The 12,655-nt window shown below is 49.2% G+C and carries 11 protein-coding genes and 1 tRNA gene; 10 read left to right on the top strand and 2 right to left on the bottom strand.

The features are described from left to right. Positions 1-214: 214 nt before the first annotated feature. Positions 215-691, bottom strand: a complete 477-nt coding sequence (gene ssb / locus BRW83_RS03610; RefSeq protein ID WP_005881460.1) for a single-stranded DNA-binding protein — start codon at positions 689-691, stop codon at positions 215-217. Between the two features lie 266 nt (positions 692-957). Between ssb and uvrA the strand changes: the two genes are divergently transcribed. Beyond that, entirely contained in the window at positions 958-3,822 is a 2,865-nt protein-coding gene (gene uvrA / locus BRW83_RS03605) for an excinuclease ABC subunit UvrA (protein ID WP_005881462.1), read from the top strand. A 137-nt stretch (positions 3,823-3,959) separates the two neighbouring features. Here the strand turns inward: uvrA and BRW83_RS03600 are convergent, their stop codons facing one another. After that, positions 3,960-5,939, bottom strand: coding sequence for a monovalent cation:proton antiporter family protein (locus tag BRW83_RS03600; RefSeq protein ID WP_036603111.1), 1,980 nt, complete (start codon positions 5,937-5,939; stop codon positions 3,960-3,962). A gap of 311 nt (positions 5,940-6,250) precedes the next feature. Here BRW83_RS03600 and BRW83_RS03595 point away from each other — a divergent pair, with 311 nt between their 5' ends. From BRW83_RS03595 to BRW83_RS03555, 9 genes are all read left to right on the top strand, one after another. Then, a complete protein-coding gene (locus BRW83_RS03595; RefSeq protein ID WP_005881466.1) occupies positions 6,251-7,267 on the top strand; it encodes a KpsF/GutQ family sugar-phosphate isomerase in 1,017 nt (338 codons plus the stop codon). After that, positions 7,264-7,794, top strand: coding sequence for a KdsC family phosphatase (locus tag BRW83_RS03590; RefSeq protein ID WP_005881469.1), 531 nt, complete (start codon positions 7,264-7,266; stop codon positions 7,792-7,794). The genes BRW83_RS03595 and BRW83_RS03590 overlap by 4 nt, the downstream gene beginning before the upstream one ends. Positions 7,795-7,826: 32 nt before the next feature. Continuing rightward, entirely contained in the window at positions 7,827-8,396 is a 570-nt protein-coding gene (lptC, locus tag BRW83_RS03585; protein ID WP_231284505.1) for an LPS export ABC transporter periplasmic protein LptC, read from the top strand. A 21-nt stretch (positions 8,397-8,417) separates the two neighbouring features. Next, entirely contained in the window at positions 8,418-8,972 is a 555-nt protein-coding gene (lptA, locus tag BRW83_RS03580) for a lipopolysaccharide transport periplasmic protein LptA (RefSeq protein WP_005881472.1), read from the top strand. Then, a complete protein-coding gene (gene lptB / locus BRW83_RS03575; protein ID WP_005881474.1) occupies positions 8,972-9,715 on the top strand; it encodes an LPS export ABC transporter ATP-binding protein in 744 nt (247 codons plus the stop codon). Before lptA ends, lptB begins: the two co-directional genes overlap by 1 nt. Positions 9,716-9,729: 14 nt before the next feature. Continuing rightward, positions 9,730-11,202, top strand: coding sequence for an RNA polymerase factor sigma-54 (locus BRW83_RS03570; RefSeq protein WP_005881476.1), 1,473 nt, complete (start codon positions 9,730-9,732; stop codon positions 11,200-11,202). 67 nt (positions 11,203-11,269) lie between these two features. Further along, entirely contained in the window at positions 11,270-11,620 is a 351-nt protein-coding gene (hpf, locus tag BRW83_RS03565; protein WP_005881478.1) for a ribosome hibernation-promoting factor, HPF/YfiA family, read from the top strand. A 228-nt stretch (positions 11,621-11,848) separates the two neighbouring features. Beyond that, positions 11,849-12,208, top strand: coding sequence for a DsrE family protein (locus tag BRW83_RS03560; RefSeq protein WP_005881480.1), 360 nt, complete (start codon positions 11,849-11,851; stop codon positions 12,206-12,208). 160 nt (positions 12,209-12,368) lie between these two features. Next, positions 12,369-12,445 (top strand) — tRNA-Pro (locus tag BRW83_RS03555). Positions 12,446-12,655: the final 210 nt, after the last annotated feature.

Raw genomic sequence — 12,655 nt, 5'->3', positions numbered from 1 at the left:
ATTAAAAGATATCTAAAATATGACATTTAAATCAATGATTTACTTTAATTTTACATACTAAACAATTGAACAAAGAAGTTCTAAGTAAGTATATTGGTTATTGTTTTTTAAACAACTTTTATAGCTTTGAACGGTCCAAATTTTTAGACAATAATTCGAACTTAATTAAAAAGCCCTGTAAAAAACAGGGCTTTTTAGATATCTGAAAAAATTCCTAGAACGGAATATCGTCATCCATATCCGGTGACAATCCGGCTGGCCGGTTGCTCTGTTGCGGACGTTGCTGCTGGGTGTTCTGTGCCGGACGGGATGGCGGCTGATAGCTGCCACGTTCTTCCGGCGGCTCACCGGCACCCTGACGGCTGCCGAGCATTTGCATGGTATCGGCGATGATTTCGGTCGCGTAACGGTCGATGCCTTCCTTGTCGGTGTATTTGCGTGTTCTCAGGCGTCCTTCAATGTAGACCTGCGAACCCTTTTTCAGGTACTGGCCTGCAATTTCAGCCAGTTTGCCGAAGAAGGAAATACGGTGCCATTCGGTCTGTTCTTTCTGCTCGCCCGAGGCTTTGTCACGCCACCGATCGGTCGTGGCTACAGCGATACTGGTGACCTGTTCACCACTTGGCAGATAGCGATTTTCCGGATCGCGGCCGAGATTACCGACAATGATAACCTTGTTGATCGACGCCATGACTTTCTCCTGATAGACGTATTTAATTTGTTCAGTTCAGATTCATGAATGAGTCAAAACAACTCATTTATAAACCACAATTATGCAGCATTATAAGCCAGCAGCGCCCCGATCTGTACAAGTGAAGCGATCCGAACAACAAATCTTTTATTTGCCTGCTTTTCGTCAATATGAGGTGTGTCCTGTGAAAGATGGTCAAATAGGTTATAGTATCGAATTGGCCTGTATATATTAACAGTTCACTTTGTTTGACTATATTGCCTTCCATGACTGAAGAACAAGGAAAAATCGTTATCCGGGGCGCACGTACGCATAATCTGAAAAACATTCAGATCGACTTGCCGCGTAACAAGCTGATTGTCATTACCGGACTGTCCGGCTCCGGAAAATCTTCGCTCGCATTCGATACGCTCTATGCCGAAGGGCAGCGCCGTTATGTGGAATCGCTGTCGGCTTACGCGCGCCAGTTTTTGCAGCTGATGGAAAAACCGGACGTCGATCTGATCGAGGGGCTTTCCCCTGCGATCGCGATCGACCAGAAAGCGTCGTCGCACAATCCGCGTTCGACGATCGGGACCGTTACGGAAATTTACGATTACCTGCGTCTTTTGTACGCTCGCGTCGGAACACCTTTTTGTCCGGAACATCCGGAAAACCCGCTTGCCGCCCAATCCGTTTCGCAAATGGTCGATGCCGTGATGGCCATGCCGGAAGGCACGCGGCTGATGATTATGGCTCCTGTCGTCGCCAACCGGAAAGGTGAACACGTCGATCTGTTCGAGCAGATGCAGGCACAGGGATATATCCGTTTCCGCGTGCAAAGCGGAACGAAAAAAGCGGCTGTTTTCGATGTGGACAGCATTCCATCACTGAAAAAGAACGAAAAACATACGATTGACGTCGTTGTTGACCGTGTGAAGGTCAACCCTGACATCAAGCAGCGTCTGGCCGAGAGCTTCGAAACGGCCTTGCGTCTGGCTGAAGGCCGTGCATTGACAGTTGATATGGATACCGGTGAGGAACAGGTTTTTTCCAACCAGTTCGCCTGCCCTGTGTGTGGCTATTCGATTCATGAGCTGGAACCACGACTGTTTTCATTCAACAACCCGATGGGCGCCTGCCCGGATTGTGACGGGCTCGGCCATATCGAATTTTTCGATCCGAAACGGATCGTGCTTCATCCCACCCTGCCACTGGCTTCGGGTGCGATCAAAAGCTGGGACAGGCGCAATCCGTTCTATTTCCAGATGTTGCAGGCGCTCGCCGACCATTATCATTTCAACGTCGAAACGCCTTACGAGGATTTGCCGGAAGACATCCAAAAGGTCATCCTTTTCGGTTCCGGCAAGGAAAAGATCGCCTTTACCTATATCAATGCTCAGGGCCGTCCATGGGTTCGGGAACATACGTTTGAAGGTGTTGTCAACAATCTGGAACGGCGTTACCGCGAAACCGATTCGATGGCTGTCCGTGAAGACCTTTCCAAACTGATTAATGAGCGGGAATGTCCGACCTGTCATGGTGCGCGTTTGCGCGTGGAAGCCCGCTTCGTCAAAGTCGGCGATGGCGATCAGGCCCGCACAATCGATGAAATCACCCGCCTGCCCCTGAACGAGGCACTGGCCTATTTTGAAACATTGTCGTTGACCGGCGCGAAGAAAGAAATCGCGTCGCGTATCGTGAATGAAATCGTGTCGCGCCTGCACTTTCTGAATAATGTCGGGCTGGATTATCTCTCCCTCTCCCGCAGCGCGGAAACATTGTCAGGTGGCGAATCGCAACGCATCCGTCTGGCGTCACAAATCGGCAGCGGCCTGACCGGGGTCATGTATGTACTGGATGAACCGTCCATCGGCTTGCATCAGCGCGATAATGACCGCCTGATTGCGACCCTGAAGCATTTGCGTGACATCGGCAACACCGTCATTGTCGTCGAACATGACGAGGACGCCATACGCACAGCCGACTTCATCGTCGATATGGGTATCGGCGCAGGCGTTCACGGCGGCAATGTCGTTGCCAGCGGATCACCTGCCGACATTCTGCAATCGAAAGAATCCCTGACGGCAAAATACCTGAACGGTTCGCTTGCCATCGCTGTTCCGAAAAAACGGATCAAAAGGGATACTGACAAACAACTCGTCATCAAGGGTGCCACGGGCAACAACCTGAAAAAAGTAACGCTGAAACTGCCGGTAGGCTTGCTGACCTGTGTAACGGGTGTCTCCGGTTCGGGCAAATCGACCCTCGTCAACGACACGCTCTATGCAGCCGTATCCCGTCACATTTACGGTTCCCAGACTGAACCGGCGCCTTTTGAATCCATCGAGGGACTTGAACATTTCGACAAGGTCATTTCAGTCAATCAGGCTCCGATCGGCAGGACGCCGCGTTCGAATCCGGCAACTTATACCGGACTGTTCACTCCGATCCGAGATCTGTTTGCAGGTGTTCCGCAGGCACGTGAACGGGGTTATACGGCTGGCCGTTTTTCGTTCAATGTCAAAGGCGGTCGCTGTGAATCCTGTCAGGGTGATGGCGTCATCAAGGTTGAAATGCACTTCCTGCCAGACGTGTACGTTCCCTGTGACGTCTGTCATGGCAAACGATATAACCGGGAAACGCTTGAAGTCACATACAAGGACAAAAACATTTCTGACGTGCTGAACATGACGGTTGAGGAGGCGCATGAATTTTTCAATGCTGTCCCGTCCATCGCCCGCCGTTTGCAAACCCTTCTCGATGTTGGCCTCGGTTACATCCGGCTTGGACAAAGTGCGACGACCCTGTCGGGAGGTGAAGCCCAGCGCGTAAAGCTGTCGCTGGAGCTATCGAAACGGGATACGGGACGGACACTCTACATTCTGGACGAACCGACCACCGGCCTTCATTTCCACGATATCGACATGCTGCTGAAGGTTATCCATCGCCTGCGCGATCAGGGCAATACAGTCGTGATCATCGAGCACAACCTTGATGTTATCAAAACGGCTGACTGGATCGTCGATCTCGGGCCGGAAGGCGGAGCCGGAGGCGGCCAGATCATTGCGACAGGCACACCGGAAGATATTGCGAAAGAAAAAGCCAGCATGACAGGGAAATATCTCGGTTCCATGCTGAAAAAGAAATAAATTTTCAGTACAGCACGAACAAAACCGATTTCCGGTTGTTTCAAAAATAAACCCCTCATGAGAGGGGTTTATTTATTTTCACGCCAATTTATTGCCGCCTTATTGCCAGATCTGACTCATGAAGGCGATTCAAACCCCTAAAGCAATACGTTTTCAGCCAGATTGATTCCCTCTGACGTTCCCCGCAATACGAGAACATCGTTCTCCTGAAAAACCAGATCGTCGGAGACCTTGATTCTTTCCTTGTCGCGTCTGACCAGCGTGATTTCAACCTGAGAGACCGGCAGATCGACTTCCTGTGCCGTCTTTCCGATCGCGCTTGCACCGGGCGGGAGTGTCAGGGCATGCAGCCTCCAGTAAGAATCCGTTTCGGTCGGAATGGTATCGCTTTCCCCGAGAAAATATTCCCGGAGTTTGCTGTAACGTGATGAGCGAACATGCTGAACCCGCTTGAGAATACGCTTCATCGGAATGCCATAAAGCATGTACGCGTATGAGGTCAAAACCAGACTGCTCTCGATGATTTCCGGAACGACTTCATCCGCACCGGCCGCCTTCAATTTGTCGAAATCACTTTCGTCATAACTGCGAACGATAACCGGCAAATTGGGCGCCATTTCTTTGGCAAAATGCAAAATTCTCAAGGCCGCCTGCGTGTTGGCGAATGTGATGATCAGGGATGATGCGCGATGAATGCCTGCTGCCACAAGGCTTTCCCTGCGTGTGGCATCGGCATAGGAAACACTCGCCCCGGCTGTTTCCGCCTTGCGAACCCGTTCGAGATCGAGATCGAGCGCCCGGTAAGGAATCTGTTCCTCTTCAAGCAAGGTCGCAATATTCTGACCGGTGCGTCCGAAACCGGCCATGATCACATGTTGCTGTAATGACATGGCACTGCTGGCGATCTTCGTCAATTCAAGCGACTGCTGCACCCACTCGTTGGAAGAAAAGCGCATCACGATCTTGTCGGAATTCAAAATGATGAATGGTGCAATCAGCATCGACAATACCATCGAAACCATCGTGACCTGCAATAGCCAGGGTTCGACCATATTCAGGCCGGCAATCTGGTTAACGAGCACAAAGCTGAATTCGCCTGCCTGCGCCAGAGCCAAACCGGTTTTCAGGCTGACCCCTTTGGAAGCGCCAAACAGTCTCGTCAACCATGCTGCCAACGCAAATTTGTACAGGAAAGCGAGAACGACAATCAGGATGACAAGCCACCAGTAGGTAAAGACGACGCGCATGTTGAGCATCATGCCGATGGTGATGAAGAAAAGCCCCAGCAGGACGTCACGGAACGATTTGATATCGACGTCCACCTCGTTTTTGTAACGGGTTTCCGAAATCAGCATGCCGACGATAAAGGCACCCAGTTCCATCGAAAGCCCGGCTTTCTCCGTAATCCATGCTGCCCCCAGTGTGATCAAGAGCAGGTTCAGCATGAACAATTCCTGGGAATTCCGGCTCGCGACCAGAGAGAGCCATTTGCTCATCATCTTTTTGCCGAAGAAAAGCAACAACATCAAAACCAGCGCCGTTTTACCCAGTGCCAGTCCGATCAGAAGCCAGATGTCGCCCGTTCCCCGTGACAGGGTCGGAACGATGATCAGGAGCAGGACGACGGCCAGATCCTGAAACAACAGGATGCCGATGACACGCCTTCCATAATCCGTTTCCAGTTCCATGCGTTCCGCCAGCATTTTGGAAACGATGGCAGTCGACGACATGGCCCATGCGCCCCCCATTGCCAGCGCAGCCTGCCAGGATGTCGTTCCAAGCGAGGGAAGAAGAAACACGATGGCAAGAGTGATGATGATCGATCCGAGAATGGAAATCGATACCTGTGCCAGTCCGAGTCCGAACACGATTTTTCTCATCGCAAGCAATTGCGGCAGGGAAAATTCGAGACCTACGGTAAACATCAGGAAAACGACCCCGAATTCAGCCAGTCCTTCAAGGGACTGGGCATCGCTTACGAGCCCTGTCGAGTATGGTCCGATGACCGCCCCGACAGCCAGATATCCCAAGATCGATGGGAGCTGAAAGGAACGGAAAATCACCACCCCGATCACGGCAGCACCCAACATCAAGAGGACGAATTCCAGGGAATGCATGGAAAGAAATGGCTTTCTTTTCAGATTAAAAATAAAATTCGGACAAAAATATCAGGACATGAAAAACGTCCTTTTTCCAAACCGGCAAGCAAACTCGAGAAATGTAACAAATCGGCTTTTTCCTGACTGCCATTGTATCGAAATTTATAGCCAAATGACGCCCGGGTTTGTGACTAAGTGTTACAAGTTATATCGATAACAATATGAACGTCGGTAAAATACGACTTTTGGACAGGATAACCCTTGCGAGCAGATATTTTTCTTTATCGTTTGACGAAATCCTGTCCGGATAATTCGTTTATACTTTCACAATGAACTCTGATGCCATAAAAAACAAACCGTCTGTAGATTCAGATCGCATGTTAAAGCTCGCGGATGAAACGCTGGCAATTGAATCGCATGCACTGGAATCGCTGAGAAAACGGTTTATTGAAGAAGACGCCGAACATTTCATTCAATCTGTCACCCTGCTATTGAATTGCAAGGGACGGGTTGTCGTTTCCGGCATGGGGAAATCCGGTCATATCGGCCGGAAAATCGCAGCGACACTGGCTTCCACGGGCACTCCCGCCATGTTCGTCCATCCCGGCGAAGCAGCGCACGGCGATCTGGGCATGATCACGCATGACGACGTTTTCATCGCTCTTTCCTATTCAGGAGAAGCCAACGAACTGATGTCGATCGCTCCCATCATCAAACGGATGGGAACGAAACTGATTGCCATGACAGGACGCCCGGACTCCAGTCTGGCCCAACTGGCTGACGTACATTTGAACGTACACGTTGAAAAAGAAGCCTGTCCACTGAATCTGGCACCGACTGCCAGCACCACGACAACACTGGCCCTGGGCGATGCTCTGGCAGTAGCCGTTCTCGACGCACGTGGATTCCGTGAAGACGACTTTGCACGCTCGCACCCGGGTGGAGCACTGGGACGCAAGCTGTTGACACTGGTGTCTGACGTTATGAGGGCAGGTGATGATGTACCGGTCGTCAAGGCGGACACGCTTTTATATGACGCCCTCTTCGAAATCACAAAAAAAGGCATTGCCATGACGGCAGTCGTCGATGAAGCAGGTCATGCCATCGGCGTTTTCACGGATGGCGACCTTCGCCGTCTGATAGAAAAACAGCAACACTTTTCGAATCTCGTCATCCGTGACGTCATGTCGAAAAACCCGAGAACCATCAGTTCCGACAAACTGGCAGCAGAAGCCGTCAGCATTATGGAAAAATTCCGGATCAACCAGCTTCTGGTAACCGATAATGACGGAAAACTGACCGGTGCATTACACATACACGATTTGACGGAAGCCAAGGTAATCTGATGAATATGGAATTGTTAGGCAAATTAGCCAAAATCAAATTGATGATTTTCGATGTCGATGGTGTTCTGACCGATGGCAAAATGAATTATGGCCACGATGGTGAAATCATGAAAAGCTTCAATGTGCTCGACGGACACGGCATCAAACTTTTGAAACACGCCGATGTCAAAACGGCTATTGTCAGTGCGCGTAATACACCCATTGTATTGAAACGTGCCGCCGATCTGGATATCGACCACGTCATTCAGGGAGCAAGCGACAAACGTGCCGCACTGGAAACCCTGCTTGAAAAAACAGGACTCGAAGCCGACCAATGCGCTTATATTGGTGACGACATCCTCGATTTGCCCATATTAACCCGTGTCGGAGCGGCTTTCACCGTACCGAACGGTCATGTCGAAGTTCTGTCACGTGTCGATCACATCACCCATCGTCAGGCAGGCGACGGTGCGGTTCGCGAAGTCTGTGACATGATTCTGACTGCCAAAGGCTGCTATACCTCTGTTCTGGAAAGTTTCCTGAAATGATAAAGAGTGCCAGGTCCGCTTTAAGAATACGTTTGACCATTATTTTTCTGGTCGTGCTGTTTCTTACGTTGGGCAGTATGTGGGTCAACATGGTCATCAGGAAAACGGCCACGGATGCTTCTTCCGATGTGCAAAGGACCGAACCGGACTATATTGTCGAAAATTTCCGCTATTTCAATATAAAACCGACCGGAGAAGCTCAATACGAGGCCAATGGCACCAAAATGACCCATTACCCGGCTGACGATACTTACCTGATTGACAATCCGGTACTGATCACACAGAACAAGAATGGCCAGATCGAAACGATTTCTTCGAAAGAAGCATTTGTGGAAGATTTCAACAGCAAGGTTCACATGCGTGAAAACGTCGTCATGAAACGGGAAGCTTCCGCCGGGAAAGGGCCTCTTACTCTGACTTCTGAATATGTACTTGTTTTTCCGGATGAGGAAATCATGACAAGTGACCGTGAAGTGGTCATCAAGAGCGACAATTCAACCGTGACCGGTGTAGGCCTTCATGCGAACAATGCAACGCGCGAAGTGCGGATATCCAACCGGGCCAGAGTCACTTATAATCCTCCTGGCGCTGCCAAAAAATAAATAAAAGTCCACTAGACGATAATGAAAATTTTCAAGCCTTTCAAATTTCTGATCCTGGCGTTTTGTATCGGATTGTCCTTTCCGGCTCTTGCAGAAAGAGCCGATGCCAACAAGCCGACCAATATTGAAGCCGATCAAATGACGGTCGATGACGTCAAGCAGGTAACGACATTCACAGGGAATGTTATCGTCACGAAAGGTACATTGCTTATCAAGGCAGCCAAAGCCGTTATTGTTCAGGACCCTGAAGGCTATCAATACGTCACTCTCTATGCTGCGCCCGGAAAACTGGCTTCCATGAGGCAAAAACTGGATGGTGGTCCCAACCTCTGGATGGAAGGCTACGGTGAAAAAATCGAGTATGACAACAAACATGAAGTTGCCAAGTTCTACACGCACGCCCGGGTAAAACGCATGGAAGGTTCAGTCGTAACGGATGATCTGATGGGGGAATTCATTGCCTATGACGGCAAGTCGGAATCATACCGGGCCAACAATACGTCGCAAGGCGTCTCGAAACCGGGAGCCGGACGGGTCAAGGCCGTTATCCAACCTCGTGAGAAAAAGACTAAATAATGAGTAATAGCAAACTGGTTGTCCGGCATCTGCAAAAAACGTACGGCAAGCGAACGGTTGTTTCCAATGTTTCGCTCGATGTCGCCAGTGGCGAAGTCGTTGGATTGCTTGGACCGAACGGCGCTGGCAAGACAACCTCGTTTTACATGATCGTCGGCCTCGTTCCTGCCGATGACGGTTCCATTGATCTGGATGGAGTCGATCTGACCCGCCTGCCTATCCATAAACGTGCATCGATGGGACTGTCTTATCTGCCACAGGAAGCGTCCGTCTTTCGCAAGCTGAATGTTGAAGACAATATCCGTGCCGTACTGGAACTTCAGAAAAAAGACGGCAAACCCTTGTCGAAAGAAGAAATAGAAGCAAAACTCGACAGTCTGCTGGCTGAATTGCAGATCGAAAAGCTGAGAACCAATTCCGCCATGTCCCTGTCCGGTGGTGAAAGGCGCCGCGTTGAAATCGCCAGAGCTTTGGCCAGCGATCCACGATTCATTCTTCTGGATGAACCTTTCGCCGGCATTGACCCGATCGCCGTCATTGAAATCCAGCGCATTGTCCGCTTCCTGAAAGACAGGGGCATCGGTGTTTTGATCACAGACCATAATGTACGTGAAACACTGGGTATCTGTGATCACGCATACATCATCAATCAGGGAACAGTACTCGCCAGCGGCCATCCGGAAGAAATCATCGAAAATGAGTCAGTCAGACGTGTTTATCTGGGAGAACACTTCAGAATGTAATAAATGGGAAAGGCATGAAACAAAAACTTCAAACCAGCTTTAGCCAACATCTAGCCTTAACCCCGCAATTACAGCAGTCCATCCGTCTTCTGCAACTGTCGAGCCAGGAACTGAATCAGGAACTGGAACAGGCCTTGCAGGAAAATCCTCTTCTGGAAAGAGTGGATGATCCTTTAGCCACTTCAACGCGCCTGTCGGGGGATGGTTCTGTCATATCGACGACAAAACAGCCGGAAACAGCCAGCCATACCGATTCCGGAGATTTTTCCGGCGAAAGAACGGGTGACGTTTCCAGCAATGAAGAACATACCTCCGATTCAGAACGGATGGACAGTCTCTGGAATGTCCCGGTACCATCCGAGCGTCAACCGGACGACGAACGTTCCAAACCCCAAATCGAAGCACCCCCTGAGTCCTTGCGCGAACATTTGATTTCGCAAATGAGACTGTCCGTCATCAGCCAGCGCCAGCGTGCATTGGTTGAATTGATCATCGATGCCCTGGATGCCAATGGTTTCCTGCAGGAGAGCTTGCCTGAAATGCTCGAATGGCTCCCTCAAGAACTCGATATCAGCCTAAAAGAACTGGAAGAAGCCCTCTCCTGCGTACAGGATTTCGAACCTGCCGGGGTAGGTGCCAGAACGAGTGCTGAATGCCTCGCCATCCAGATCCGTCTGCTGCCCCGTATCCCGTATGTCGTTCGGAAACGGGCCATGAATATCGTTGAAAACCACCTCGAGCTGTTTGCACGACACGATTTTGTCCGTTTGAAAAAAGTTCTGGAATGTGACGATGAAGACCTGAAGGAAGCTCAGGAAGTCATTCACCGATGCAATCCACATCCTGGGGCGATATATGCTACCGACACGGCTGAAACGGTCATTCCTGAAATTATCGTCAGCAAAAAGGAAAATTGCTGGGTTGCCGAGCTGAATCCTGACGCCATGCCGAAAATACGGGTCAATCAGTTGTATGCAAATATTTTGAGAGAATCGGGCAGCAAGGCAGCGCTTTCAGTTCAGCTTCGGGAGGCTAAATGGTTGATCAGGAATATAAATCAGCGATATGAAACCATACTCAAAACCAGTCAGGCCATCGTGGAGCGCCAGCAGAATTTCTTCTCTTTTGGGGCAACATCAATGCGCCCTCTTGTTTTGCGTGAAATAGCTGATACACTAGGACTACACGAGAGCACAATATCCCGTGTAAGCAACCAGAAATTCATGCGAACCCCGCATGGCATTTTAGAGTTGAAATACTTTTTTGGAAGTTCGGTCGCAACGGAAACTGGTGGGGAAGCGTCTTCTACAGCCATTCGGGAAAAAATCAGGCAACTGATTGAAACCGAAGACAAGAAAAAGCCACTTTCTGACAACAGGATTGCACAGCTTCTGGAAAGACAGGGTCTGGTCGTGGCAAGAAGAACGGTGGCAAAATATCGCGACATTCTGAAAATACCTCCAGCTTCCCTGAGAAAAAAATTGTAGTACCTGTTCAATTCATTTTGGACAAACAGAGTTAAAACGATTAGGTGACATCATCAAGGAGAAGTGTATGAACCTTACCATCAGTGGACATCATCTCGAAGTAACGCCTGCAATCCGTAGTCATGTTGAAAGCAAACTTGAAAGAATGAAACGGAATTTTGATGGCGTCATCGATATTTCGGTTTTATTGGCTGTTGACAACGTTTCCGACAAGGAAAAAAGCCAACGTGCCGAAATCAACGTGAATATGAGTGGAAAGACATTGCATGTCGAAAGCGTCGCATCCGACCTTTATGCTGCAATCGATCTTCTGATGGATAAACTTGACCGACAGATCGTCAAGACCAAAACAAAATCCAAGGAACATTCCAGAGACTCAGTCAAAAATATGCCTGGCAAGGATGACGCATCCGCCTAAGCTTTTTCAATGACTGAAAAAAGGGCGCAGACTGCGCCTTTTTTCTTTTGTAGAGCTGACTGTAAACCTCCTCCCTGGAAAACAAGACCCCGCTGCAAGCCGCATATTTACTGGCCTCATCCATTTTTTGTCTTGCTTTCACTTGCGTTATTTTAAACAGTCGATTCGAAAAAAATGCTTAAATCGAAACACTTCATTCACGAATCATCATTTGAAAAGGGCTGAATTATGGATATGGAATACGAATACAACCTGCTCCTGCATGTCGATAGTGACGATGTAAAAACACTGGATCTGGCACTCGGCAATGCTCATCATTTTCTGTCCGCATTTACGAACGAAACGATAAGACTCGTTATCGTCGTCAATGGACCCGGCGTAAAACTGATGACGCCACAATATCCTGATCAAGCGAGAAAAGCAGCGGAAATGACAAAAAAAGGAGCCAGTATCCTTGTCTGCGGAAATGCCCTCAAAGCATACAATATGGACAATAGCGAACTTTGGCCGAACGTAGAAGTCGTCTCGAGCGGTATTGTTGAAATCGTTCGATTACAGGACGATGGAATGGCGTACGTCAAACCCTGAGTCTTGGACAAGATTTGATTCTGGATTCCAAAACTCTTTTTGTTCAATTCAGACCGACTGCCGCATGACAGGTTTCCAGTTCGAAACCTGTCGCAACTTTAATTAACGTCTCACATTCCATGTCAATTTTTACCGGACACTGTTATAATGCCCGCTTGTTCGGGGCGTAGCGCAGCCTGGTAGCGCACTTGCATGGGGTGCAAGGGGTCGGAAGTTCGAATCTTCTCGCCCCGACCAATAAAATCAATAACTTATATATCAATACAGCACTGTATATTATACAAAGTATAATATCTTTCAAAAGAACGGGCTTTCAGGCCCGTTTTTTTATGCCTTGTTTTCGCCAGAATTTGACACCCCAAAGCGTGAAAAACAATCGCCCCAATTACATGCGCATGTCCCTTGTATTTTTCTTTCGGTAAGTCCCATACAGTCGATACAAAGAGA

The organism is Oxalobacter formigenes (assembly GCF_002127965.1).
In the GTDB taxonomy this organism is placed as follows: domain Bacteria; phylum Pseudomonadota; class Gammaproteobacteria; order Burkholderiales; family Burkholderiaceae_D; genus Oxalobacter; species Oxalobacter formigenes.
The sequence above is the reverse complement of the archived record's forward strand: the minus strand, read 5'-3'. Positions and strand labels throughout refer to the sequence as shown.